The organism is Rhizobium sp. NZLR1b (assembly GCF_019685155.1).
Lineage (GTDB): Bacteria > Pseudomonadota > Alphaproteobacteria > Rhizobiales > Rhizobiaceae > Rhizobium.
Genome location: NZ_JABDWC010000005.1, coordinates 106,524 through 130,502 on the forward strand (window position 1 = coordinate 106,524; position 23,979 = coordinate 130,502).

The window sequence follows — 23,979 nt, forward strand, 5'->3', positions numbered from 1 at the left end:
TGGCCTTTTTGATCGGCGGCTCCGAAGCGGGCGGATCGATGATCACCGCTGCAAACTCCACTGCATCCTCGGGTGCGGGTAGTACCAGTTTGCCTTGCCGCGCCATCGTGCGCCAAGTCGAAAGCGTTCGCCCTCAATCCATAGCGCTCCGCGACTTCATTGACCGCCACACCGGGCCGGAGGCTCTCCGAAACGATCTGCGCCTTGACCTCGTCCGGCCAGTGTCGGTGAACCTCACGCCCAGACTTCCTGGTCGTGAGAACCTCCAATGTAGTCTCCATGGAGAAACTCCCGTTGCTAGTCCATGGAAAGGCGATCACATATTAGGGTCGCGAGAACAACGTGGTAGTAGAACATCGGTTACGCCCAACGTGCCGTCCGGCTAAGTGACGGGTCTCGGCGACCTGACGCTGATGTGCATTTTCATCCTGCCTAAGAAAGGCGAGCTCACATTCGGCGTCGGCCCGCTCATCGTCCTGCCGACGGCGACGGACGATTTCCTCGGCGGCGGCATGTTGCAGGTGGGTGCAGCCGGCGTCGCCGTCGCCCCCAGAGTTGGGGACTGCTCGGCGGCCTCGCCGCCTACCAGACGTCCTTTGCGGGAGAGAGCGAGGACGTGAGCCTCCTCACCTTCGAACCCATCGTCAACATCAACCTTTCGGGCGGCAGGTATCTTCGGTCCGCGGCGACGTGGAACTTCAACTTCGAAAGCGGCGACAGTTACATCCCGGTCGGTTTCGGCATCGGCAAGGTCTTCGTGCTTGACAAGGGCGCCACCATGAATGCCTTCATCGAACCTCAATATACCGTCTGGCATGACGGCGATGGCGCGCCGCGGTGGCAGATTTTCGCGGGCCTGAACTTACAGTTCCCGATCCGGAAGCCGTCGGAATGATCCGGATCGCAGCGATCAGCGTGGAAAAACGACGACATACAGTCCAGCGCCTCCGGGAAAACGTCACCCGATCATTACACGATCTTGCGCGGGCTCGCCGTGTGTTCTCTGGCCACGGTGCTCGAGCCATCGATTTCCTGAAGCAACACGTCGTAGCCCCAGAGATCGGCGAGATGTTGCAGGACGAGCCTCGTGTCGGCTTCCTGAAGATAGCTGCCATTCATCATAATATGCTGCAGCAACAGGCGGCGGTCACCGGCGAGGTCGACATCGACGATATCGATTGCCGGGTCGGTCCAGCCAATATCGTATTCGCGGGAGAGCTGGCGGCGGATGCGCAGGTATCCGCGCTCATTGTGGATCGCCGAAACCAGCACACCCTCGGTCTGTTCCGGGTCGTCGTAGAGATGGAATAGCCGCAACTGGCGGATCAGGTTCGGGCTGAGGAATTGGCTGATGAAACTCTCATCCCGGTAATTGGCCCAGATGTCGCGCAGGATTGCCATTGCATCCCCTCGCCCTGATATATCGGGGAACCATGCGCGGTCTTCTTCCGTCGGCTTCGTGACGATCCTCTCGATATCCTGCATCATCGCAAAACCGAGCGCATAGGGGTTGAAGCCCGAGAACCGCCGGTCGTCATAGCCAGGCTGGAACACGACGTTGGAGTGGGACTTCAAGAATTCGAGGAAGTTTCCGTCGCTGATCTGCCCCCGCTCATGCAGCCGGTTCATGATCTTGTAATGGACGAAGGTGGCGGTTCCCTCGTTCATCACCTTGGTCTGCCGCTGGGGATGGAAATATTGAGCGACATGGCGGACGATGCGAAGGATCTCACGCTGCCATGGCTGCAGCCGCGGCGCGGTTTTCTCAAGAAAATAGAGGATGTTGTCCTGCGGAAGGCCAAGTGCGGCGCGGCGCTTCTCCAGACCGTGGTCGCTCGTCTTTTTGGCCTTTCCGACGGGAACCGTGCGCCACAGATCGTTGAACATCTGCTCCTCGTGGGCACGGCGCTCCTGCTGCCGCTTCTCCTCCTGGCGAAGGTCGATGGTGGTCTTGCCCGCATATCGATGCACCCCGTGCGACATCAGCGCATGCGCCGCATCCAGCGTCCGCTCGACCGCCGTCTCGCCATAACGTTCTTCGCAGCGGGTGATATAACCCTTGGCGAAGTCGAGGTAATCGAGGATGCCCTCCGCATCGGTCCAGAGCTTGAAGAGATAGTTGTTCTTGAAGAAGTGGTTGTGGCCAAACGCCGCGTGCGCGGTGACGAGCGTCTGCATCGTCGCCGTGTTCTCCTCCATCAGGTAGGAAATGCAGGGAGAACTGTTGATGACGATCTCGTAGGCGAGGTCGCGCATGCCGCGGCGGTAGAAGGCTTCGTGATGCGCGAAGTGCTTGCCGAAGGACCAATGGCGATAAAAGAGCGGCATGCCGGTCGAGGAATAGGCATCGAGCATCTGTTCAGAGGTAATGACTTCGATCTGGTTCGGATAGACATCGAGGCCGAGTTCGCCGAGCGCGATCTCCTCGCAGGCGTCGTGGATACGCTGGAGCGTTGAAAAGTCCCAGTCCGCCCCCTCGAACAACAGCCGCTCCCTTGGCCTCATCGTCATGGTCATGGCGTCACCCTCGACTGTGCATCCCGCTTCTGGAAGAGATCGTGGAAAACAGGGAATATCTCGCCGCGCCGGCAGACCTTGCGCATCGAAAGCGGCAGCAGCTCTGAACGGATCCCGTCATAGAGCATCCAAAGCGGTGAACGGGATACGGAAGAGTCGCCGCCTTCTTCGCCCACCTCGATATAGGCGAAGTACTGGCATAGCGGCAAAATCTCGCGCAGCAGCTGTCCGCTCAAATTTCCGTCCGAATGGGCGTTGTCGCCGTCCGAGGCCTGGGCGCCGTAGATATTCCACTCTGCCGGATCGAAACGCGCAGCAATGATCCGACGCATGGCAACAAGCGCGCTGGATACCAGCGTGCCGCCGGTCGCCGGACCGTAGAAGAAGGTTTCCTCGTCGACTTCCTCGGCCTTGTCGGTATGGCGGATGAAGACGATCTCCACTTTCTTGTAGCGCTTCGACAGGAAAAGATAGAGCAGCAGGTAAAACCGCTTGGCAAGATCCTTCATGTGTTCCGACATGGAGCCGGAGACGTCCATAAGGCAGAACATCACGGCTTTGGCCACAGGCTTCGGCTCGTTCTCGAAACGGCGATATCGTACGTCGAGCGGATCGATATAGGGAATGCGCCGGCTTTTTTCCGTTAGGGATTTGAGTTTTGACTCAAACGCCAGGCGGCTCTCGTCGTCCTCGCACTCCTCGATCTGCCGCTGCAGGGCTTCGATCTCTTCGCGACGCGGACGGTGAAGCGCGACGCGGCGCATCATTGCAAGTCTCGTTGTGCGGCCGACGGCGATGTTGGACGGCGATCCGGAGACGGAATAGCCGGCCCGCACCGGAGTCTCCTCTTCCGTTTCGGCTAGACGCCGTTTGGCAAGGTCTGGAAGTTCCAGGTCATCGAGAAATACATCAAGGAATTCCTCCCGGGTGAGCACGAAGCGGAAACCGTCCTCCCCATCGCCTTCGCCCGCATCTTTTGGTTTTCCGCCCCTCGCGCTCGGCGGCCGCGGAATGATGTCGCCTTCTACGAAGGCTCTGTTTCCCGGCAGAATGTGATCGGCGGTGCCGCCGTCGCCCCTCCGAAGGCTCGGTTCGGCCATTCCGTCGATCGGCAGGCTGATCTCACCGCCGTCGAGCACATCGCGAATGTTTCGGTTTTGCAGAGAACGCTTTACCGCCTGCTGCACGGCACCTTTCATGCGCCGAAGAAACCGTTGCCGATTTTCGAGACTTTTACCGCGCGGATTTAGCCGACGGTCGACAATGTGCATATTGGCTCCGCATTAACTTGCCTGTTTGACGCGCATGTACCATTCGACGAGGCGCCGAACCTGCCTCTCCGTGTAACCCCGCGCGGCCATGCGCGAGACGAATTCGCTATGCTTCTTTTCTGTTTCCGAGTCCTTCTTCGATCCAAAGGAAATGACCGGCAAAAGATCCTCGACCTGCGAGAACATACGCTTCTCGATCACTTCCCGGATCTTCTCGTAGCTTGTCCATGACGGATTTTTTCCGCCATTGGATGCCCGGGACCTCAACGAGAACTTGACGATTTCGTTGCGGAAATCCTTCGGATTGGCAATGCCTGCCGGCTTTTCGATCTTCGTCAATTCCTGATTGAGGAGCTCGCGGTCGAGAAGCTGGCCAGTATCGGGATCCTTGAAGTCGACGTCTTCGATCCAGGCATCGGCATAATCGACGTAGCGGTCAAACAGGTTCTGTCCGTAGTCCGCATAGGATTCAAGATAGGCCTTCTGAATCTCATTGCCAATGAACTCTGCATAACGTGGCGCAAGATCGGCCTTGATGAATTCCAGATAACGCTTCTCGACATCATCGGAAAACTGCTCGCGACGGATCGACTGTTCCAGCACATACATCAGATGGACAGGATCGGCGCCGATATCCGTGGTGTCGTGATTGAAGGTCGAGGCAAGCACCTTGAAGGCGAAGCGGGTCGATATGCCGTCCATGCCCTCATCGATGCCGGCAGCATCCCGGTATTCCTGAACGCTGCGGGCGCGCGGGTCGGTTTCTTTCAGGCTCTCGCCGTCATAGGTGCGCATCTTCGAGAAGAACGTCGAGTTCTCGTGCTTGCGCAGGCGTGAGAGCACGGAAAAACGGGCCAGCATTTCGAGCGTTGCCGGGGCACATGGCGTATCCGCCAGCTCCGATCCCTCGATCAGCTTCTCGTAGATCTTCTGCTCCTCCATCACCCTGAGGCAATAGGGCACCTTGATCACGCAGATGCGGTCGATGAAGGCCTCGTTGTTCTTGTTGGCCTTGAAGGTCTGCCATTCGGCTTCGTTCGAATGCGCAAGGACGACGCCTGAGAAGGGTATGGCGCCGATATTCTCGGAACCGATATAGTTCCCCTCCTGGGTCGCCGTCAGCAGCGGATGCAGCATCTTGATCGGCGCCTTGAACATCTCGACGAATTCAAGGATACCCTGATTGGCGCGGTTGAGCCCGCCGGAATAGCTGTAGGCATCGGGATCGTTCTGCGAGTAGGTCTCCAGCTTGCGGATGTCGACCTTGCCGACCAGCGACGAGATATCCTGATTGTTCTCGTCTCCGGGCTCGGTCTTGGCGATGGCGATCTGGCGCAACCGCGAAGGCTGAACTCTGACGACACGGAAGCGGGAAATATCGCCGCCGAAATCGTCGAGCCGCTTCAGGCACCACGGGCTCATCAGCCCGTTCAGGCGCCGCAGCGGGATACCGTATTGCTCCTGGAGCAGCGACCCCATCGTCTCCGGATCGAAGAGGTTGAGCGGACTTTCGAAAACGGGGCTGATCTCGTCGCCCGCCTTCAGCACATAGATTGGATGAACCTCCATCAATTGCTTCAGCCGCTCCGCTAAGGAAGACTTGCCGCCGCCGACCGGGCCGAGCAGATAGAGAATCTGTTTGCGCTCCTCGAGCCCCTGTGCCGCGTGCCGGAAGAAGGAAACGATGCGCTCGATCGTCTCTTCCATGCCGTGGAAACCGGTAAAGGCCGGATAGATCCGGATGGTCCTGTTCATGAAGATCCGGCCAAGCCGCGTATCCTTGGCGGTATCGACCATTTGCGCCTCGCCTATCGCGGAGAGCAGGCGCTCCGTCGCATTGGCATAGGCAATCGGGTCCTTTTTGCAGAGATCGAGATACTCGGCCACCGACATATCGGTTTCGCGGCGTGCTTCGTAACTGCGCGTAAACGCATCGAATACGGATTCGTTCAGCATGGGCCCTCCATTAAGGTTATGCCGCAGGCTCAAAGTCGTATAACCATCGAGATGGCTACGACGTTCCTAAGAATCAATAATTTCGTAGGTATATTCGACGCTCACCGGCTGTTTCTTGCAACGCACAAAAACGTGCATGCACCGGTTATTTTTACTCTACGAAACTGTTTCTCATTATAGTTGAAAAAAGCACCCCTGCGGTATCAGCACATTTCGCGACGTGACAGAAAGATGAAAAGGGTGTGCAATGTCGCCCGTGATTCGAACTCTGGAAAAATCGGCGATTGGCAGCCAAATCTGCGCAGAGTCGATGCTGGCCAGCACGTGCCGACCCGCTCCTGACATGATGGAAACGGGCGCATCCGGGCCGTGAGCCAATCGTCGCGACCGTCCCCCGCCGCGGCAATTCAGCCGTTGAATGCCTTCTCCAGCGCAGCGACATCGATCTTGACCATGCCGAGCATCACCTCGGTCACGCGCCTGGCCCGCTCGCGGTTGTCGTCAGCGATCATCTCGGCAAGCATGCGCGGCACGATCTGCCAGGACAGGCCCCAGCGGTCCTTCAGCCAGCCGCAGGCCTCCGGCGTGCCACCATTGGCTAGGAATGCTTCCCATATCCGATCGATCTCGGCCTGGCCTTCCAGGAGAATCGCGATCGAGAAGGAATGGTTGAAGCTATCGAGCGGGCCGGCCTTCATTGCCAGGAAGGCCTGATCGCCGAGTGTGAACTCAATCAGCTCGACGCTGCCGGGAGGTCCGCTCGGCGTCTCCGCCGGCAATATGGTGGTGCGGCCGATCCTGGAGTCGGGAATAACAGACACGTAGAATTCGACAGCTTCACGGGCTTCCTCCGCGAACCAAAGATTTGAAACGACCTTCGCCATGCAACAGCCTCCTTGTTGTTGATGAGCATGTCCCCAGACTACTGCCCGATGATCCAAGCCCGATCCAAGGACGCCCGGCCGGCGCCGGTTCCGACAGACTGCGATTAGAAATTTTCGCCCCATTCCAGCCGACATGGCGAGCGCAGCCGCGCCGGCCGGCGGCCTTGCCGCCCGCAGTAACCCGCTTGGATTAGCGGTGGCTCGGGAATGAAAGCAGAACATCTTTTCTGGTCTTTCCTTCCCGAATCACTACATTACGCGCCATGAGCAATAGTTTCGACGATATTCCCTTCTTCGACGAAGAGCCGGACGAGATGGCGCGCAAGCCGCAGCCGCCTGCCGCGCCCGCAGCAAGAGCGCCCGCCCCCGGCGGCGGCATTGCCGCTCGCGCGATGGCGGCCCGCGACGGCGGCGCCCGGCCGGATTATCTTACCGGACTGAACCCCGAGCAGACCGAAGCCGTCGAAACCCTGGAAGGCCCGGTCCTCGTGCTTGCAGGCGCCGGCACCGGCAAGACGCGCGTGTTGACCACCCGCATTGCCCACATCCTCAATACCGGCCGCGCCTTCCCGTCGCAGATCCTCGCCGTCACCTTCACCAACAAGGCCGCCCGCGAGATGAAGGAGCGCATCGCACTGCTCGTCGGCGGCGCCGTCGAGGGAATGCCCTGGCTCGGCACCTTCCACTCGATCGGCGTCAAGCTTCTGCGCCGCCACGGCGAGCTCGTCGGCCTGCGCTCCGATTTCACCATTCTCGATACCGACGACGTCGTCCGTCTGATCAAGCAGCTGATCCAGGCCGAAGGCCTCGACGACAAGCGGTGGCCGGCCAAGCAGTTCGCCGGCATGATCGACACCTGGAAGAACAAGGGTCTAGGCCCTGCCGATATCCCTGAGGGCGATGCCCGCGCCTTTGCCAATGGCCGTGGCCGCGATCTCTATTTTGCCTATCAGGCACGCCTGAAGACGCTGAACGCCTGCGATTTCGGCGACCTGCTGATGCATCCGATCGCGATTTTCCGCAAGAACCCGGATCTCTTGAAGGAATATCACGGCCGCTTCCGCTATATCCTCGTCGACGAGTACCAGGACACCAACACCGCCCAGTATATGTGGTTGAGGCTTCTCGCCCAGCGCTCCAAGGGCGAGAAGCAGAATGTCTGCTGCGTCGGCGACGACGATCAGTCGATCTATGGCTGGCGCGGCGCCGAGGTCGACAATATCCTGCGCTTCGAAAAGGATTTCCCCGGCGCCAAGGTCATCAAGCTCGAGCGCAACTACCGCTCGACCGAACATATTCTCGGGGCTGCTGCCCATTTGATCGCCCATAATGAAGGGCGGCTTGGCAAGACGCTGTTTACCGACCGCTCCGATCCAAACGACGTCAAGGTGCAGGTCCACGCCTCCTGGGATTCGGAGGAGGAAGCCCGCGCCATCGGCGAGGAAATCGAGCAGCTTCAGCGCGGCAAGCATCTGCTGAACGATATGGCGATTCTCGTGCGCGCCTCTTTCCAGATGCGCGAATTCGAAGACCGCTTCGTCACCCTCGGCCTCAATTATCGCGTCATCGGCGGCCCACGCTTCTACGAGCGCCTGGAGATCCGCGATGCGATGGCCTATTTCCGCATGGTCGCCCAGCCCGCCGACGACTTGGCCTTCGAACGCATCGTCAACACGCCGAAGCGCGGCCTCGGCGATACGACGGTGCGCGCGCTGCATGACTACGCGCGCGCCCGCGATATCCCGATGCTTGCGGCAGCCGCCGACATCATCGAAACGGATGAGCTGAAGCCGAAGGCGCGAAAGGCACTCTTCGATGTGATTCAATCTTTCCGCCGGTGGCAGGAACTGCTTGAAAACACACCGCATACCGAACTTGCCGAGCAGATCCTCGAAGAGTCCGGCTATACCGACATGTGGAAGAACGACAAGAGTGCCGAAGCCCCCGGCCGCCTCGAGAACTTGAAGGAGCTCATCCGCTCGATGGAAAGCTTCGAGTCGATGCGCGGCTTCCTCGAGCACGTCTCGCTGGTCATGGACGCCGAGACCAACGAGAATCTCGATGCCGTCTCGATCATGACGCTGCACTCGGCCAAGGGGCTGGAATTCGACACCGTCTTCCTCCCCGGCTGGGAGGAAGGCCTCTTCCCGCATCAGCGCGCGCTGGATGAAAGCGGTCGCGCCGGCCTGGAGGAGGAACGCCGCCTTGCCTATGTCGGCATCACCCGCGCCAAACACCGCTGCCATATCTGGTTCGTCTCCAACCGGCGCATCCACGGCCTCTGGCAGTCAACCCTGCCCTCGCGTTTCCTCGACGAACTGCCGGAAACCCATGTCGAGGTCGCCGAAATGGAGCAGAGCTATGGTGGGTATGGCCGCGGCGGCTACGGCCAGTCCCGCTTCGACAAATCAGAACCCTTCGCCAATTCCTATTCCACCCCCGGCTGGAAACGCGCCCAGGCCAACAAGACCGACGCCACGCGCGACAATTGGGGCTCCCGCTCCGGCCACGCCGTCGAACGTATCGGCTATGGCGAAAGCGGCCCGAAGGGGCGCACGATCGAAGGCGAACTGGTGGCAAAATCCACCTCGTCGGAACCGTCGAAGTTCACGCTCGGCGACCGCGTATTCCATCTGAAATTCGGCAACGGCAACATCACCGGCATCGAAGGCAACAAGCTGACGATCGAGTTCGACCGAGCTGGACAGAAGCGGGTGTTGGACGGGTTCGTCGAGCGCGTCTGACGTCGCGTCAGCATGGCGGGAAAACGCTCACCCGAGCATCCGCATCCTTCCAAGACCCAGGATATCATTGACGAGGGCGATGCCGATCCCCGCGGCGACAACTCCCAATCCGATTAGAAAGAGCCGGCGCGACCGATCATATTTGACGGCGATGAGGGAATTGCGCGCCAGCAAATCGGCGAAGACCTTCACCTGAATGGCTATGCCGATGGTCAGGAACAGCATCGGCAGGATATCGATGCGGCTCCAGTCATTGGGATTGGAAACCCAGACGCTGATGAAATTAAGGGAGAAACCGAGGATGATCCCGGTCGCCGTCAGCGATCCGTTTCGGAACGTCGCATCGATCTTCTCGTTCGGCTCTGGCTCGGACATGGTTTCGCTTCCGGCTTGCGTCTGAGCAAGAAAGGCAGAAATCGCGCCCGGGAGCAAGATCGCCCTCGCATCGCGCGTCCGGAAGGGCGGACGAAATGCCGTCGCGGCGGAGAGCCGGCGCAGCGCTCAAGGCCCTTTCCGCGAGCACCGCCAGCGCGGTCTCATGTGATCGCCGACGCGGAACCCAATTCGACAGAATCCATCTGTCGATAAAAATACAACAATTCCAATAGGATATATTTGGTAACCGAAAAGTTAACGTGTCAAAACGTCGCTTTGACGCTTTCTGCAAATCAGCTTAGCTCGGAAGCTGCCCGTCCATGAAAGGCGGGCCTCACGACGAACTTTTTAAAGGAGGTTCAAGTGACCAGTGTTTCATCTCTCGGCAGCACATTAACCCAGTACCAGTCTCCGCTTTCCAGTCTCGACAAGAATGGCGACGGCGTCATTTCACCAGACGAGCTCGCCGCCGCATCACAGTCCTCGACATCAGGCACGACCGCGACTGACGGCGATAGCGACGACAGCAGCACTGATATCGCCAAGAAGATCACCGCCGACATCCTGTCTCTGATGCTGTCCTTGCAGAAAACCGACGACAGCGACAATCAGGGCGACGGCGGCGATCAGAGCGACGATTCCAAGGGCGTCCTCGCCGCAATGGATACCAATGGCGACGGCAAGTTGACCGAGTCCGAATTCCTCGCCGCCGATCCAAGTAAAATCAATGCGTCAGGCGATAGCGATCCGCTCCTCACCAAAGTGTTGAGCGACATGCAGACGGCTCTCCAGGCCCACCGCAATACCTACGGCGCTTCCGCCGCAGCAAGTGATCCCGCCGACGACGTGACCGCGGCGTAGTTCGGCATGGGGCTCCGCCGGGGGAGCCTCGATCCGCCAGATGCAAAAGCGTCTTACGTCTCCCCTTCCGTTTCGACACGAGAGTCGCCGGCAATTCTCTCACTGATTGTATTAGAGCATTCTTTTACAGCCGGTTACTACCGCTAGTACGAGAATTAACGCTTGCGCGTCGGCGTCTGGAAATCCACTAGTTGATGCGTTCAATGTGCTTGGCGTCTGATGCTGGAACAAGCGAAGGGATTGGCCTTGATAAAAGCGCTGCTGCTCGTCGACATTCAGAATGGCTTCTGTCCGGGCGGCAACCTGCCGGTACCGGATGGCGACAAGGTGGTTGCCGTCGCAAACCGCCTGATCGACAGCGGCAAATACGATCTGATCGTTGCCTCGCAGGATTGGCACCCGCCGGGCCACGGCAGTTTCGCCTCCGCCCATCCGGACGCCGCAGCGTTCGAGATGGGGGAACTGTCGGGTAAGCCGCAGATGATGTGGCCCGACCACTGCATCCAGGGCACGCTCGATGCTGAACTGCATCCCGCGCTCAAATCCGAAGAGATCGACCTGATCCAGCAGAAGGGCGAGGATCCCGACATCGACAGCTATTCGGCCTTCCGCGACAATGACCGCGATGCCTCGACCGGCCTTTCCGATTTCCTTGAGGACCAGGGTGTCACCGACCTCGACGTCTGCGGGCTGGCGACCGATTACTGCGTCAAATTCTCCGCGCTCGACGCGTTGGAGATGATGCCGGGTGTCCGCGTCCGCTTCATCGAGGACGCCAGCCGCGGCATCACCCCCGAAGGCGTCGCCGCCGCCATCGATGAGATGCGGACGCATGGCATCGCCATCATCGACAGCGCCGAGGTGCTGGTTAGGTAGCTCGATGCCTCGAAAAAAGACCGCATCGTATGTCGGATCGGCACCTGCCGCATCGTCCTTGCTGGAGATACACCGATGACGAGAGCGGCGTGATGAGAAAAGTTGTTGCCGCAGCCTTTGTGAGTTTGGATGGCGTCATGCAGGCGCCTGGCGGGCCGCGGGAGGATCCGACCAGCGGCTTCACCCTAGGCGGCTGGACCGTCAATTATTGGGACGAGCCGATGGGCCAGTTCATGGGCGGGATCTTTACCGATCCCTTCGAACTGCTGCTCGGCCGCAAGACTTACGAGATCTTCGCCGCGCACTGGCCCTTCGTCGGGAAAGACGATCCGATTGGCAAGGTCTTCAACGCCGTGACCAAATATGTCGCGACCACCTCGCAAAAGCCGCTGACCTGGGAAAATTCCGTTGCGCTGCGCGGCGATGCCGCCGCCGAAATCGCCCGGTTGAAGCAGCAGGACGGCCCCGACCTCCTGACACAGGGCAGCAGTGGCCTGCTGCAAACCTTGCTGACGCACGACCTGATCGACGAGTTCCGGCTCCTGACCTTCCCGCTGATCCTCGGCACAGGCAAGCGCCTGTTCGGCAAGGGTGCCAAGCCGGAGGCGCTGAAGCTCACCGCCAACACGGTTTCGACGACCGGCGTCATCATGAGCGTCTACGCGCGTGGAGGCGCAATCAAGACGGGAACGTTCGAGCTGGCGCAGCCCTCCGAAGCCGAAATCGCCCGCCGGGAGCGGATGAAGCGCGAGGGCTGAACGCCTCTTCGTTCTGAAATCTTGGGCCGCGTCGCCGCGCGCCGTTTACGGGATCGTGCCCTTGCTCTTCTCATCTCGCTCCAGCAGATAGATATCTTCCGCCAGGTCCTCCATCTTCTTGAGAAGCGCCGCATGCGCGTCGCGCAGGCCCTGATTGTAATAATGAGCGCCGATCTCATCGGCGAAGAAGTCGAGCAGGAACTCTGCCGGCAGAACACCGATCGATTGGTCGAGTTCCGTTTCGAAATAGCGGCGGATGCTGGAAACGATCGTCGTCTTCGCCTCTTTCGAAAATTCGATTTTCTTCATGGTTTCCTCTTTGCCGGATGCGATCAGGACTTTGATGGTTCAGCGAAATCGATTGGTCAATCAATGAAATTCAATTGCCGACGCAGACCATAGACCATAAGGGAAACCTTGGATTCCAACAGGATGAGATCGCATGACTCGCGCCGACTTTGTTGAAGGTTTGCGGGGCGGCTTCGCCGTTGCGCTGGCGTCGGCGCCCTTTGCCGCCCTGTTCGGAGCGCTTGCGGTCGAAAACGGCATGTCGCTTCCCGAGATCGCCCTTATGAGCGGCACCGTCTATGCCGGCGCCAGCCAGATGGTCGGCATCGAACTTTTCGGGCATAATGTCCATGCTTGGCTGATCGTGCTGTCGATCCTTGCCGTCAATTTTCGCCACGTGCTCTATTCGGCGGCGATGGCGCGCTATATCGGCGATTTCACGCCGGTCCAAAAGTTCTTCACCTTCTTCCTGCTCGTCGATCCGCAGTTTGCCGAAGCGGTGAAACGCGGCGAGGCCGGCCTGCCGGTGACCTTCGCCTGGTATCTCGGCTTCGGCATCATCATCTACATCCCCTGGGTGCTGATCAGCGTCGGCGGCGGCCTGCTCGGCGGCTTCATCGGTGATCCCAAAGCGATCGGCCTCGATATCCTGCTGCCGGCCTATTTCCTCGGCATCGTCCTCGGTTTCCGCAAACGCGACAATTTCCTGCCCGTGGCACTCGTCAGTGCGGTCGCGTCGGTGCTTGCCTATCGCTATGTCGGTTCGCCCTGGCATGTCAGCCTCGGCGCCGCCGCCGGCATCGTGCTTGCCGCTCTATTACCGCTGCCGCAACCGGGTGATCTCGAGGCCGACGCCCTTCAATCCGAAATTCACGAGGTCTGAGCCATGGAATTCGACCTTCACATGGCGCTCGTCATCTTGGCAGCCGCGGTCGCCACCTACGCCACACGCATCGGCGGTTATATCCTCATCACCAGGATGAAGCACATCCCGCCGCGCATGGAGGCGGCGCTGAACGCCGTGCCGGCCGCCGTGCTGACGACGCTGGTCGCCCCCGCCTTCTTCATCGGAGGCTGGGATTCGAAGCTGGCGCTGGTCGTCGCCCTCTTCGTCGGCCTGCGCGTCTCGCATAGCTGGATGCTGGTCGCCGCCTGGATCGTCGTGATGGCGTGGCGCCACACGATCGGCGTCTGAGCACCGGCCCGAAGGCCGGCATCTCAATATTCTAGAGCATGATGCCGAAAAGTCTGAGCGGTTTTCTCATGACATCATGCTGCAACTCGATAATGTAGAACAGGATTCAGATTTTAGGCCGACCCGGCCTAAAATCATCCTGTTCTAGCGGCAGCGTCGCATTTTCGAGCCAAGCCCTGACATCGTGATCGTGGACGAGCGGCATCAGCGCCTCGCATGTGCGGCGGTGATAGTCGTTGAACCAGTGTAACTCGTCATGGGTCAGAAGCTCGGCAATGACGAGGCTGCGGTCGATCGGGCAGAAGGTCAGCGTCTCGAAGCCGAGCATCGCCGCATCGCCGCCGTCGATCTCCTCGGCCGCGCGCACATAGATCAGGTTTTCGATGCGGATGCCGAAGCTGCCAGGCCGGTAATAGCCCGGCTCGTTCGACAGGATCATGCCGGGCAGCAGTTCCTGCGTCGAAAGCCTGGAGATGCGCTGCGGCCCCTCATGCACCGAGAGATAGGAGCCAACGCCATGGCCCGTGCCATGGGCGAAATCGGCGCCTGCCCGCCACAGCGCGATGCGGGCGAGCGGATCGAGGTCGCAGCCGCGCGTGCCCTTTGGGAAACGCGCCGTGCTGATCTGGATCATTCCCTTCAGCACCAGCGTGAAGAAGCGGCGATGCTGTTCCGAGACAGTGCCGATGCCGACGGTACGGGTGATATCGGTCGTGCCATTGATATATTGCGCGCCGGAATCGATCAGAAAGAGTTCGCCGGCCTCGATCATCCGGTTGGTCTCGGTCGTCACGCGGTAATGCATGATCGCCGCATGTTCGCCGGCACCCGAAATCGTGTCGAAGGAAATGTCCTTTAGCGGGTTCTGCATGCTCTGCCCGACGCGGGCACGCGACGCTTCGAGATGCTCGGCGGCAGCGATCTCGCTCACCGTCCCGGGTTTCGTCTGCGACAGCCAATAGAGGAATTCCACCATCGCTGCCCCATCCTGCAGATGCGCGGCGGCCGAGCCGTTGATCTCGACGTCGTTCTTCACCGCGCGCGGCAGCTTGGCGGGATCGGCGCCCTCCACCACTTCGCCGCCTGCCTTGCGGATGATCTCCGCCAGCGCATAGGAGGCGATATCCGGGTCGATCAGCACGCGGCCGCCATCCGTGGAAACGACAGTGAGTCTCTCCTCCAGCGCCGAGGGTGGCATCTGCGCGCAGATCTGTGCCAGATAGGCTTCGGGCTCGATGCCGGTCTTGCGCTTGTCGAGGAAGAGTTCGGCCCGCCCATCGGAATGGACGATGGCGCGGGCCAAAGGATGCGGCGTGTGCGGCACGTCGGCGCCGCGAATGTTGAAGGTCCAGGCGACCGAGGACGGATCGGCGATCAGCACCGCCGCGAGCTTCTTCTTCGCAAGGTCGGCGGCGATCGTGGCAATCTTGTCGCTCGCCAGCAAGCCGGCCTGCGCCACATTCTGGATGCTGACCGCGCCGAGCGGCTCGGCCGGCCGGTCGCTCCAGAGCCTGTCCAGCGGATTGTGCGGCAGGAAGACCAGCGTGCCGCCGACCTCTGAAAGCGCTCTTTCCAGACGGCGCACCTCGGCGCCCGCATGCAGCCAGGGATCGATACCGAGCCGCAAGCCCTTGGCGCCGTTTGCAGCCAGCCAGAGATGCGGCGGCTCGTTGACGAGATCGCCGCCCGAGAAGACCGACCCGTCGACCTGTTCGGCAAGTTGCGTCACATAACGCCCGTCGACGAAAACGATCGCCTGCGTGCGTAGGATGAGCGCAATGCCGGCCGAGCCGGTGAAGCCCGTCAGCCATGCGAGGCGCTCCGAACCGGCGGGAACATATTCGCCGTTGAACTCATCGGCACGCGGCACCAGGAAGCCGTCGATACCGAGCGAATCGAAAGTAGCGCGCAGCGCCGATACCCGATCCCTGCCGAACTGCGGCGTGGAGGTGACGTCGAAGGACTGGAACATGCTGAAAACCCGAATGATTGAGACGAATCCGGTGAATGGGATGCCGGCCATGTTAGCGAAATTTCAATCGATGGGGAGAAAAAGCGACGAAACGAGTCAAAACCCGTCGTGCCGCCCAACATTTTGACAGAACTGTGACGCGAAAAGTTAATTTGGCACGCTTTATGCATTTGCCGCATGGCTCCCATGAGCGAAACCCTCTGCCTCCGCATTTCAGAATAGCTATATAGACGCCATCGAACGGTTCGCGATGAACCTGAAACAAAGGAATTTTTGAAATGACCGCCTCTCTCTCGCGCTTCGCATATAGCAGCCCGTTGCAGGCTGGCGAACGCCAGACCGTGCGTCACGTCATCGGCGCCCGCCGGCCACAGAACGACGACAGCCTCAAGCTGCTCGGCGCCGGCCAGCGCGCCACGCGCCACAACGGCGCTCCCAGCTACGCGTTCTAAGCCTGAAAGCCTGTCCGTCTCCTCCCTCCCGGACCGGCCTATTGGAATGCAGTAGAGCCCGCTCGAGCGCTCCTCCCCTTGAGCTCGCGGGCATTGGCCGGATAGACCGGTCCAAGGCGGTGCCATCGGCACCGCCTTTTTTGTTGGTTTGGGAAAGTGCCCGGCGGTTTCGATAGACTGCGGCGCCAGCCCCGACCTCCCTCATTCCTGTGCCCATCACAGGAATCCAGTGCGCCCAAGTCCTTGGGCGCGAAAGACTCTTTTCAAGATATGAGGTCATTCACCGCGCAGACGCGCGGTGGCTGAATTCCTGTGACGAGCACAGGAATGGGGGAGGCGAGGTGCTTGCTCCTATCCGCATGGACTGACTTGGTGAGGGTGGAGAGGAGACGTGACGCCTCACGCAAGACACCGTTCCAGGGCAAGCCCTTCACCTTGCAATTGCCAAAAATCATGGCCGATCGAAGTGGATCGTCACCCAGCCATTCCGCCAAATCGTCCTGACATGACGAAGCCTTGCACCGCTATAGGCGGCGATAACCTTCCATCGCTGAGTGGCTAGAATGCCGGAGAGAATGACCGATCCGCCGGGTGCCAGATGTGTCGCAAGCTTCGGCGCCATACGGATCAGCGGCCGGGCGAGAATGTTGGCGATGATGAGATCGAAAGGACCATGCTCGGAAAACGCCGTCGAATGAAAACCGGGCGCGGTCCTGGTAACAATGCCAGACGCGATGCCGTTGCGGCGTACATTCTCGGCCGCCACCCGCGTCGCGATCGGATCGATGTCGGTCGCGAGCACCGGTATGTTCCTGAGCTTGCGCACCGCGATCGCCAGCACGCCGCTGCCGGTGCCGAGATCGAGCGCGTTGCGGACCGAGCGCGAACGCACCACGGCATCGATCACCTCGAGGCAACCAGCCGTCGTGCCATGATGGCCAGTGCCGAAGGCCTGGCCGGCATCGATCTCGATGGCGATGTCGCCCGGGCGGATCTTGTCGCGGTCATGCGAGCCGTGCACCAGAAAGCGCCCTGCCCTGACGGGCTTCAGCCCCTCCAGCGACTTTACCACCCAGTCGACGTCAGGGATGACTTCCCGCTCCAACCGGGCATCGGGGAAAGAAGCCTTCAATGCGTCCTCGACGCGGGAGTGCACTTCAGCCTCGTCCTCGGTCATCATATAGATCGAGGCTTCCCAGATGTCCTTCTTTTCATCGATCTCGGTGGTGCCGATGGCAAAGTCTTCTTCGCCGAAGACCGCGCTCAGAAGGTCCAGGATCTCTTCGGCCCTGCTTTCGGTCGTCGTCACGTAAAGGCGGATTTCACTCACGATAGGCGGTCTTTCCCGTTTCCGTTGCCCGCCACCGGTCGAGCCAACGCCCCATCACGCTGAAACCATCACCCCTTGCTGACGAGATTCTCCAGCTTCTTTACCGCCGTGTCCGGGTTTTCGCCATAGGCGATCGTTCCGGCAAACCGCCCGGCCGAATCGAGCAGGAAGACCGAGGCGGTGTGATCCATCGTATAGTCGCCGTTCGGATCCTTTTCGTCGATCGGCACCTTCTTGGCGTAGACGCGGAAACCCTTGATGACTTCGGCAATCTTGTCAGGCGCGCCTGATATGCCGGTAATGCGCTTGGAGACGTTGGAAACGTACCCGTTCATGATCTCGGGCGTGTCACGCTCCGGATCGACGGTCACGAAATAGGCCTGTAGCTTGTCGCCCTTCGGGTCAACCTTCTCCATCCAGCCGTTGAGCTCGAAAAGCGTCGTCGGGCAAACTTCGGGGCAATGGGTGAAGCCGAAGAACAGCGCCGTCGGCTTGCCGCGCAGCGCCTGCTCAGTGATCGGCTGTCCGCTTTGCGAAACCAGTGTAAAGGGCACGCCGAAGGGCGCCTCCACCGCCACATCCTTCGATTTCATGGGGTACAGCGTTAACCCACCGAGAACCCCGGCAAGTATCAGGACGCCGACCCAGATGGCGATGCGAAATGACTTCATTGGCATGATCCTCGATCCAGGCGGATATGTACCGCCGCCCCTTAGCCCCCGCGTGATTATAGTCTCGACCGGACGCGCGCAATTCAACAATGCGTTTTCCGAGCCGTGATGAATTGCCTCACGTGTTCAAATCGGCCGCGACGGTGGAACCGCGCGAACTCGATGGTCGCACCGCGGGCGCCGTAAGAATATCAAGACCTTAATCGAGAAATTCGCCGACAAGATGCAGATCGGCGGCGAATTGGCAACGTTCGCCAGCAAAGATGTTTTGTGCATCGGCGAACATGTTAAATCAATCGTAACCTCTGCGGGGGAACAATCGGTTTGACTGAACGAAATCAATACGTCGATCAGGCAATGGATCAGGTCACGCAGAAGAACGCGGCCATGGTGGAAGAGACAAAGGCTGCAAGCCACACGCTCGCCATCGACGCCGAAACCCTGACGCAACTGATCAAGCAGTTCAAGACCGGCGAGGGCATGAGCGCCCGGCAAACGCCGCGAGAAGCAAATGCCGCCTCGCATTCGAGACCATCTCCCGCGCGCCGCCTGATCGGCATAGTCGCGGGCGCATTCAACGGCTCCACCGCCAAAGCCATCGCTTCTCCCGCCGGGGACAACTGGGAAGAATTCTGATCATGAACAACAATAACGCCATCAAGCAGTCTGGCGCTTATCTCGAAATCGTCTCGTTCCACCTGGGCGACCAGGAATTCTGCATCGACATCATGGCGATCCGCGAAATCCGCGGCTGGGCGCCGGTGACGCCGATGCCGCACACTCCGCCCTACGTGCTAGGCCTCATCAACCTGCGCGGTGCGGTCATCCCCGTCATCGACATGGCCTGCCGTCTCGGCATGAAGATGACCGAGCCCTCCGAGCGCTCGGCGATCATCGTCACCGACATCGCCGGCAAGCTGGTCGGCCTGCTGGTCGAACAGGTTTCCGACATGATGACCATTAAGAGCGAAGACCTGCAGCCGCCGCCGGAAATCATCCCGGAAGCCCAGCGCGCCTTCTGCCGCGGCATCGTCGCGCTCGAAAAGACCATGGTCTGCTTCCTGAATCTCGATACGGTTATCGCCGACGAACTGACTCAGGCGGCTTGATACTTTTCCATTCTGGCGTTGGAAGGCCCGGCTCGTCCGGGCCTTTTTATATTTGAAGAAGACCGACTCGCCGCCAATCTCTCCAAGCCGCGTGGCACACCCTCTCCTCCCTCATCTCTGTGTTTGTCACAGAGATCCAGCCACGGCGCGTCCGCGCGCTGAATGACTCGCTTGTCAAGAAGGGTCTCCCGCGCCCAAAGACTTGGACACGCTGGATGCCTGTGACAAGCACAGGCATGAGGGAGCTCCGAGGGATGCACTACTCAAGATGAAACGCGCGTTGCACACCAACCCGCAGCCTTATTGCGGCTTCCCATTCTTCCACGTCACATTCTGCCCATACAAGGGAATCGTCGAAATCGACATCTTCGCCGAGCCGTCCGTCAGCTCCCTGGAATGGGCGAGATAGATGAGCGTGTCATTGGTCTTGTCGTAGATGCGGTTGACGACCAGCGTCTTCCAGATCAGCGACATGCCTTGCCGGAATACTTCGCTGCCATCCTTGGACAGGTCGATACTGCCGATCTCGATCGGCCCCGTCTGCCGGCAGGCGATGGAATTGTTGGAGGGATCTTCAAACCAGTTGCCGTTCTTGAACCGGTCGATCAGGCTGCGGTCGAAATAGGTGACGTGGCAGGTGACGCCCTTGACCTCAGGATCGGAGACTGCCTCGACGATGATGTCGTTGCCGATCCAGTCGACCCCGACCTTGCCGACGACCTCGGCCGAGACGGCGCCGGCGGAAAGGGCGGCGAAAGAAAAGGCGGCGAGGAGAAGATTGCGCGGCTTGGACATGGCGGCTCCTTAGAGCGCCGCGCGTCCGACCGGACGCGCTAAGGACGCTCTATCGCTTTGAATCTGCGCATAATCCTTTCCGAAAATCGATTCCGATTTTAGGGGTTATGCGCTGATCCGCGTTCTAGATAAGTGCGTCCCGATGCTTTGCAAGAAAGGCCGACGGCGGGAAACGATCAGCCCTTCCGGCAGGTACAGGGCTCGTAGGCCCGCGCCGTCAGCCGGCCGGGCTTCATACCGATCATCGCCGGTATGGCGTGAACGGCGTTGGCCTTGACCGCTTTTGCCATCTCGATGGCTGCAGCAGCGCAGACGACGGCGTCCTCGGCAGCATTGTGGTGAACGAACCGCAGGCCGAGATGCTCGGCGATCAGGTTCAGCCGGTGTGAGAGGAAGTGCGGCCAGATCCGCTGCGCCATCTTCAGGCTGCAGAGATAGGAAAGCTCCGGGTAGGATTGCCGATAGAGATCGAGGCTCGCCCGCCAGACGCTGAAGTCAAAGGCGGCGTTGTGGGCGATCATTGTCGCACCGCTGATATCCTCGTGGAATTCGTCCATCACCTCGGGAAACTCCGGTGCATCCTCGACATGTTCCGGCCGGATGCCGTGGATCGCAATGTTCATCCCGGAAAAGCGCATGTCCCGCGGCCGGATCAGCCGCTCCTCGACGCGCGTGACCCTGCCCTCCTCGATCCAGGCAAGGCCGACAGAACAGGCGCTGCCGCGTTGTTCGTTCGCCGTCTCGAAGTCAATGGCGATGGTCTTCAAATCAGCACCCGAATCATTTCTTCGGGAACAGAAATACCGTCCCGCTCCCGGCCGCGCAAATTCGACACGACGCATGGTTGACTTTTCAACCGGCATATCGAAACTTCTCGCCATGATTGGTTCCATGACCATGGCAGCGCTTATTCATCACACCACGACCCTTGAAGGGTACGCGGGAGCGATGGCGCGTTAACAGCGATCCGATCATCCCGAAAACCCTGCCGAGGCGAGCAGGGTTTTCCGAAACTCAGGCTCTCCTCCTGAAACCAACGGAGAGCAGCCAATGTCTGAAAACGAAGAGAGTGAACCTGGCCGCCGAGCGCGCCTGCCGGACGGAGTTCTCGTGCGCGCCGTGTGCCTTTCCGATGCGGAGGAAATCACCGATCTGATAAATCTGCCGGGCTATCGGGCCGGAACCCTGCGGCCGCCGTACCAGAGGGTCGAAGAGGTTCGCAGAAATATGGAAAACCCGACGCCGGGCGCGCTGAACCTCGTCGTTACCCTGGATGGCAGGATCGTCGGCAATTGCGGCCTCAATCGCCTCTCCGGCCGCAGGCAGCACGTTGCGAGCCTCGGCATGGGCGTGCATGACGATTTCACCGGCCACGGTTTCGGACAGATCCTGCTCGGCGCGATGGTCGACGCTGCCGACGACTGGCTCGATGTCAAACGGCTGGAACTGACCGTCTACACCGACAATGACGCCGCCATCGGCCTCTACGAAAAGTTCGGCTTCGAGCGCGAAGGTCTGCTGAGGGCCTTCGGCTTCCGCTCAGGGGAGTATGTCGACGCCTATACGATGGCGCGGCTCAGGCTATGAGCGTGGGCTGGCGGCTTGCCGTCAGCCCTTCACCCACTGATCAATGCCAGCCACTCGTCCTCGTCCATCGTCTGCACGCCGAGCTCTCGCGCCTTGTCGAGCTTGGAACCGGCGCCGGGACCGGCAACGACGATGTCGGTCTTCTTGGAGACCGATCCCGCCACTTTGGCGCCGAGGCTTTCCGCCCTCGCCTTCGCCTCGTCGCGAGTGAATTTTTCCAGCGAGCCGGTAAAGACCACGGTCTTGCCGGCGACCGGACTGCCTGAGGTGACCGGCTGTTCGGCCTCCTCGGGCGTCACTTCCTCAAGCAGGCGGGTGATGACCTCAATATTGCGTGGCTCCTTGTAGAACTCGACCATGGCGCGCGCCACAACTTCGCCGATGCCGTCGATAGCGTTGAGATCGTTCCAGGCGTCGCCGGAAAGCGGTGCCGCCTCCTTCATCGCGGTCGCGAAGGCTTCGTAGGTGCCATAGGAGCGCGCCAGCAGCTTCGCTGTGGTTTCGCCGACGTGGCGGATGCCGAGCGCGTAGATAAAGCGATGGAGCGCAATGCTGCGCCGCTCGTTGATCGCCGTATAAAGCTTGCCGACGCTGACCTTGCCGAAGCCGTCGATATTTTCGAGCTTGGTCAGCGATTGCAGTTGCCGCTCCTCCAGCGTGAAGATTTGAGGCGCCGTGCGAATCTGCAGCGACGGATCCTCGTTTTCGAAGAAGAAGTCGATCTGCTTCGAACCGAGCCCCTCGATATCGAAGGCGTTGCGCGAGACGAAGTGCTTCAGATGCTCGGTCGCCTGCGCTCGGCAGATAAAGCCGCCGGTGCAGCGGCGCACCGAATCCATCTTACCGGTCTTCTCGTTGACTTCGCGCACCGCATGCGAACCGCAGACCGGGCAGGTCGTCGGAAACTCGTATGCGGCGGCATCGGCGGCGCGTTTTTCCATCACCACATCGAGGATCTGCGGAATGACGTCGCCGGCGCGCTGGACGATGACGGTATCGCCTTCGCGGATATCGTGGTCCTCCGGCCGGATGCGCTCGCCACTATTGCCGAGACCCTTTATGTAGTCCTCGTTGTGCAGCGTCGCATTGGTAACGACGACGCCGCCGACGGTGATCGGTTTCAGCCGCGCCACCGGCGTCAGTGCGCCGGTGCGGCCGACCTGGATCTCGATCTTCTCGACCTCGGTGAAGGCCTGTTCGGCCGGAAATTTGTGCGCCGTCGCCCAACGCGGGCTGCGCGAGCGGAAGCCGAGACGGGCCTGCAGCTGGAGACTGTCGACCTTGTAGACGACGCCGTCGATGTCGTAGTCGAGATCCGGACGCTCAAGGCCGATCTCGTCATAATGCGCCAGGATGTCGGCGACGGAATTCAGCCGCTTCATCAGCGGGTTCACGGGAAATCCCCAATCCTTGAAGGTCTGCACCATGGCGAACTGCGTATCGGCCGACATCTCCGACATCTCGCCCCAGGCATAGGCGAAGAATTTCAGCTTGCGGCTTGCCGTCACCTTGGCGTCGAGCTGGCGCAGCGACCCGGCCGCCGTATTGCGCGGATTGACATAGGTCTGCTTGCCCTCCGCCTCCATCTGCCGGTTCAGCGCCAGAAAGTCGCTCTTGGCCATATAAACCTCGCCGCGGATCTCCACGACGGCGGGCACGCCCTTCGGCAGCTTGTTAGGGATTTCTGCGATGGTGCGAATGTTGGCGGTGACGTTCTCCCCCGTCGTGCCGTCGCCGCGCGTCGCAGCCGTCACCAGACTGCCGTTCTCGTAACGGATCGACATCGACAGACCGTCGATCTTCGGCTCGGCGGTAAAGGCGATCGACTGGTCCGGCAGACGGCCGAGGAAGCGATAGACGCCGGCGACGAAATCTTGCACGTCCTCCTGTGAGAACGTATTGTCGAGCGACAGCATCGGCCGCGCATGAACGACCGGCGAGAACGTGACGGAAGGCGCAGCGCCCACACGCCGCGACGGGCTGTCCTCGCGGATCAGCTCGGGAAACCGCACTTCCAGCGCATCGTTGCGGCGCTTCAGCGCGTCGTAATCGGCATCCGAGATCTCCGGCTGGTCCTTGCCGTGGTAGAGCGCATCGTGATGCGCGATCGCCTTTGCCAGCCGTTCGAGTTCGGCGGCAACCTCTTCGATCGTCAACGTGTCGACGGCGGAACCTTCGGTGGACATGGAATATCACTCCAGGGAATCTGGCCAAAAAATCTCGATTGGTTTTAGAGCAAAATTTCCGGATGAAAAGAGAGGCAGTATCTGTCGCGTCGGGAAGATCGCTCTGCTCTGGGCTGCATTGACACGTCGGAGCATCGCACAGACGGATAGCA

22 protein-coding genes and 2 pseudogenes are annotated in these 23,979 nt (G+C 60.3%); 11 read left to right on the top strand and 13 right to left on the bottom strand.

All coding sequences use genetic code 11. The annotated features are described in order from the left end of the window. Positions 1 to 131 precede the first annotated feature (131 nt). Positions 132 to 281, bottom strand: a pseudogene (locus HJB84_RS34070) (transposase); the annotation flags it as partial. Positions 282 to 616: 335 nt separating this feature from the next. Here HJB84_RS34070 and HJB84_RS33975 point away from each other — a divergent pair. Beyond that, on the top strand, positions 617 to 895 hold the full coding sequence (locus HJB84_RS33975; RefSeq protein ID WP_311044994.1) for a hypothetical protein: 279 nt from the start codon (positions 617 to 619) through the stop codon (positions 893 to 895). 74 nt (positions 896 to 969) lie between these two features. Here the strand turns inward: HJB84_RS33975 and HJB84_RS09250 are convergent, their stop codons facing one another. The 4 genes from HJB84_RS09250 to HJB84_RS09265 form a co-directional block, all read right to left on the bottom strand. Then, the gene (locus tag HJB84_RS09250) at positions 970 to 2,517 is read right to left on the bottom strand and encodes a SpoVR family protein (protein WP_221115787.1); all 1,548 of its coding nucleotides are present in this window, start codon (positions 2,515 to 2,517) and stop codon (positions 970 to 972) included. Then, positions 2,514 to 3,788, bottom strand: a complete 1,275-nt coding sequence (locus tag HJB84_RS09255; protein WP_207581098.1) for a YeaH/YhbH family protein — start codon at positions 3,786 to 3,788, stop codon at positions 2,514 to 2,516. The genes HJB84_RS09250 and HJB84_RS09255 overlap by 4 nt, the downstream gene beginning before the upstream one ends. Before the next feature lie 12 nt (positions 3,789 to 3,800). After that, on the bottom strand, positions 3,801 to 5,744 hold the full coding sequence (locus tag HJB84_RS09260; protein ID WP_207581099.1) for a PrkA family serine protein kinase: 1,944 nt from the start codon (positions 5,742 to 5,744) through the stop codon (positions 3,801 to 3,803). 407 nt (positions 5,745 to 6,151) lie between these two features. Beyond that, positions 6,152 to 6,628: a VOC family protein gene (locus HJB84_RS09265; RefSeq protein WP_207581100.1), complete on the bottom strand. Its 477-nt coding sequence runs from the start codon at positions 6,626 to 6,628 to the stop codon at positions 6,152 to 6,154. A 263-nt stretch (positions 6,629 to 6,891) separates the two neighbouring features. On the opposite strand from HJB84_RS09265, the gene HJB84_RS09270 reads away from it, so the two are divergent. Next, entirely contained in the window at positions 6,892 to 9,372 is a 2,481-nt protein-coding gene (locus tag HJB84_RS09270) for an ATP-dependent helicase (RefSeq protein WP_221115788.1), read from the top strand. Positions 9,373 to 9,399: 27 nt separating this feature from the next. On the opposite strand, the gene HJB84_RS09275 is transcribed toward HJB84_RS09270, so the two are convergent. Further along, positions 9,400 to 9,747 carry a hypothetical protein gene (locus tag HJB84_RS09275; protein WP_207581102.1) on the bottom strand — a complete coding sequence of 116 codons (348 nt, stop codon included), beginning with the start codon at positions 9,745 to 9,747 and terminating at the stop codon, positions 9,400 to 9,402. A gap of 363 nt (positions 9,748 to 10,110) precedes the next feature. Between HJB84_RS09275 and HJB84_RS09280 the strand changes: the two genes are divergently transcribed. From HJB84_RS09280 to HJB84_RS09290, 3 genes are all read left to right on the top strand, one after another. After that, on the top strand, positions 10,111 to 10,608 hold the full coding sequence (locus tag HJB84_RS09280; RefSeq protein WP_207581103.1) for an EF-hand domain-containing protein: 498 nt from the start codon (positions 10,111 to 10,113) through the stop codon (positions 10,606 to 10,608). A 240-nt stretch (positions 10,609 to 10,848) separates the two neighbouring features. Continuing rightward, positions 10,849 to 11,484 carry a bifunctional nicotinamidase/pyrazinamidase gene (pncA, locus tag HJB84_RS09285; RefSeq protein ID WP_207581104.1) on the top strand — a complete coding sequence of 212 codons (636 nt, stop codon included), beginning with the start codon at positions 10,849 to 10,851 and terminating at the stop codon, positions 11,482 to 11,484. A 92-nt stretch (positions 11,485 to 11,576) separates the two neighbouring features. Continuing rightward, positions 11,577 to 12,242, top strand: coding sequence for a dihydrofolate reductase family protein (locus tag HJB84_RS09290; protein WP_221115789.1), 666 nt, complete (start codon positions 11,577 to 11,579; stop codon positions 12,240 to 12,242). A 45-nt stretch (positions 12,243 to 12,287) separates the two neighbouring features. Here the strand turns inward: HJB84_RS09290 and HJB84_RS09295 are convergent, their stop codons facing one another. Continuing rightward, positions 12,288 to 12,551, bottom strand: coding sequence for a DUF2164 domain-containing protein (locus tag HJB84_RS09295; RefSeq protein ID WP_207581106.1), 264 nt, complete (start codon positions 12,549 to 12,551; stop codon positions 12,288 to 12,290). A gap of 133 nt (positions 12,552 to 12,684) precedes the next feature. Here HJB84_RS09295 and HJB84_RS09300 point away from each other — a divergent pair, with 133 nt between their 5' ends. Next, positions 12,685 to 13,413, top strand: coding sequence for an AzlC family ABC transporter permease (locus HJB84_RS09300; RefSeq protein ID WP_207581107.1), 729 nt, complete (start codon positions 12,685 to 12,687; stop codon positions 13,411 to 13,413). A gap of 3 nt (positions 13,414 to 13,416) precedes the next feature. Then, positions 13,417 to 13,725 (top strand): AzlD family protein, encoded by a 309-nt coding sequence (locus HJB84_RS09305; RefSeq protein WP_207581108.1) that lies wholly within the window; start codon positions 13,417 to 13,419, stop codon positions 13,723 to 13,725. A gap of 106 nt (positions 13,726 to 13,831) precedes the next feature. On the opposite strand, the gene HJB84_RS09310 is transcribed toward HJB84_RS09305, so the two are convergent. Next, positions 13,832 to 15,697: an aminopeptidase P family protein gene (locus HJB84_RS09310; RefSeq protein ID WP_221115790.1), complete on the bottom strand. Its 1,866-nt coding sequence runs from the start codon at positions 15,695 to 15,697 to the stop codon at positions 13,832 to 13,834. A gap of 278 nt (positions 15,698 to 15,975) precedes the next feature. Between HJB84_RS09310 and HJB84_RS09315 the strand changes: the two genes are divergently transcribed. Further along, entirely contained in the window at positions 15,976 to 16,149 is a 174-nt protein-coding gene (locus tag HJB84_RS09315) for a hypothetical protein (RefSeq protein ID WP_207581110.1), read from the top strand. Positions 16,150 to 16,600: 451 nt separating this feature from the next. On the opposite strand, the gene HJB84_RS09320 is transcribed toward HJB84_RS09315, so the two are convergent. Both HJB84_RS09320 and HJB84_RS09325 read right to left on the bottom strand, forming a co-directional pair. Then, entirely contained in the window at positions 16,601 to 17,479 is an 879-nt protein-coding gene (locus tag HJB84_RS09320; RefSeq protein ID WP_221115791.1) for a 50S ribosomal protein L11 methyltransferase, read from the bottom strand. 68 nt (positions 17,480 to 17,547) lie between these two features. Further along, a complete protein-coding gene (locus tag HJB84_RS09325; RefSeq protein ID WP_207581112.1) occupies positions 17,548 to 18,150 on the bottom strand; it encodes an SCO family protein in 603 nt (200 codons plus the stop codon). Between the two features lie 146 nt (positions 18,151 to 18,296). Here HJB84_RS09325 and HJB84_RS09330 point away from each other — a divergent pair. After that, positions 18,297 to 18,786: pseudogene (locus tag HJB84_RS09330) on the top strand (methyl-accepting chemotaxis protein); the annotation flags it as partial. A gap of 2 nt (positions 18,787 to 18,788) precedes the next feature. Beyond that, positions 18,789 to 19,259 (top strand): chemotaxis protein CheW, encoded by a 471-nt coding sequence (locus tag HJB84_RS09335; protein ID WP_003541378.1) that lies wholly within the window; start codon positions 18,789 to 18,791, stop codon positions 19,257 to 19,259. A gap of 300 nt (positions 19,260 to 19,559) precedes the next feature. Here HJB84_RS09335 and HJB84_RS09340 read toward each other — a convergent pair whose 3' ends face one another. Both HJB84_RS09340 and HJB84_RS09345 read right to left on the bottom strand, forming a co-directional pair. Beyond that, entirely contained in the window at positions 19,560 to 20,054 is a 495-nt protein-coding gene (locus tag HJB84_RS09340; RefSeq protein WP_207581113.1) for a CreA family protein, read from the bottom strand. Positions 20,055 to 20,230: 176 nt separating this feature from the next. After that, complete coding sequence (locus HJB84_RS09345; protein WP_207581114.1) at positions 20,231 to 20,821, bottom strand: 3'-5' exonuclease; 591 nt, start codon at positions 20,819 to 20,821, stop codon at positions 20,231 to 20,233. Between the two features lie 283 nt (positions 20,822 to 21,104). Between HJB84_RS09345 and HJB84_RS09350 the strand changes: the two genes are divergently transcribed. After that, complete coding sequence (locus HJB84_RS09350; RefSeq protein ID WP_207581115.1) at positions 21,105 to 21,641, top strand: GNAT family N-acetyltransferase; 537 nt, start codon at positions 21,105 to 21,107, stop codon at positions 21,639 to 21,641. Between the two features lie 29 nt (positions 21,642 to 21,670). On the opposite strand, the gene ligA is transcribed toward HJB84_RS09350, so the two are convergent. Next, entirely contained in the window at positions 21,671 to 23,827 is a 2,157-nt protein-coding gene (ligA, locus tag HJB84_RS09355) for an NAD-dependent DNA ligase LigA (RefSeq protein WP_221115792.1), read from the bottom strand. Between the last annotated feature and the right edge of the window lie 152 nt (positions 23,828 to 23,979).

Excerpts from the sequence above, each read along its gene's own strand:
- HJB84_RS09260 (WP_207581099.1), bottom strand. The coding sequence starts at position 5,744 with ATGCTGAACGAATCCGTATTCGATGCGTTTACGCGCAGTTACGAAGCA.
- HJB84_RS09275 (WP_207581102.1), bottom strand. The coding sequence starts at position 9,747 with ATGTCCGAGCCAGAGCCGAACGAGAAGATCGATGCGACGTTCCGAAAC.
- HJB84_RS09335 (WP_003541378.1), top strand. The coding sequence starts at position 18,789 with ATGAACAACAATAACGCCATCAAGCAGTCTGGCGCTTATCTCGAAATC.
- HJB84_RS09270 (WP_221115788.1), top strand. The coding sequence starts at position 6,892 with ATGAGCAATAGTTTCGACGATATTCCCTTCTTCGACGAAGAGCCGGAC.
- HJB84_RS09350 (WP_207581115.1), top strand. The coding sequence starts at position 21,105 with ATGTCTGAAAACGAAGAGAGTGAACCTGGCCGCCGAGCGCGCCTGCCG.
- HJB84_RS09310 (WP_221115790.1), bottom strand. The coding sequence starts at position 15,697 with ATGTTCCAGTCCTTCGACGTCACCTCCACGCCGCAGTTCGGCAGGGAT.
- HJB84_RS09305 (WP_207581108.1), top strand. The coding sequence starts at position 13,417 with ATGGAATTCGACCTTCACATGGCGCTCGTCATCTTGGCAGCCGCGGTC.
- HJB84_RS09290 (WP_221115789.1), top strand. The coding sequence starts at position 11,577 with ATGAGAAAAGTTGTTGCCGCAGCCTTTGTGAGTTTGGATGGCGTCATG.
- HJB84_RS09255 (WP_207581098.1), bottom strand. The coding sequence starts at position 3,788 with ATGCACATTGTCGACCGTCGGCTAAATCCGCGCGGTAAAAGTCTCGAA.
- HJB84_RS09295 (WP_207581106.1), bottom strand. The coding sequence starts at position 12,551 with ATGAAGAAAATCGAATTTTCGAAAGAGGCGAAGACGACGATCGTTTCC.
- ligA (WP_221115792.1), bottom strand. The coding sequence starts at position 23,827 with ATGTCCACCGAAGGTTCCGCCGTCGACACGTTGACGATCGAAGAGGTT.
- HJB84_RS09265 (WP_207581100.1), bottom strand. The coding sequence starts at position 6,628 with ATGGCGAAGGTCGTTTCAAATCTTTGGTTCGCGGAGGAAGCCCGTGAA.
- HJB84_RS09315 (WP_207581110.1), top strand. The coding sequence starts at position 15,976 with ATGACCGCCTCTCTCTCGCGCTTCGCATATAGCAGCCCGTTGCAGGCT.
- HJB84_RS09250 (WP_221115787.1), bottom strand. The coding sequence starts at position 2,517 with ATGACCATGACGATGAGGCCAAGGGAGCGGCTGTTGTTCGAGGGGGCG.
- HJB84_RS09300 (WP_207581107.1), top strand. The coding sequence starts at position 12,685 with ATGACTCGCGCCGACTTTGTTGAAGGTTTGCGGGGCGGCTTCGCCGTT.
- HJB84_RS09340 (WP_207581113.1), bottom strand. The coding sequence starts at position 20,054 with ATGTCCAAGCCGCGCAATCTTCTCCTCGCCGCCTTTTCTTTCGCCGCC.
- HJB84_RS09325 (WP_207581112.1), bottom strand. The coding sequence starts at position 18,150 with ATGAAGTCATTTCGCATCGCCATCTGGGTCGGCGTCCTGATACTTGCC.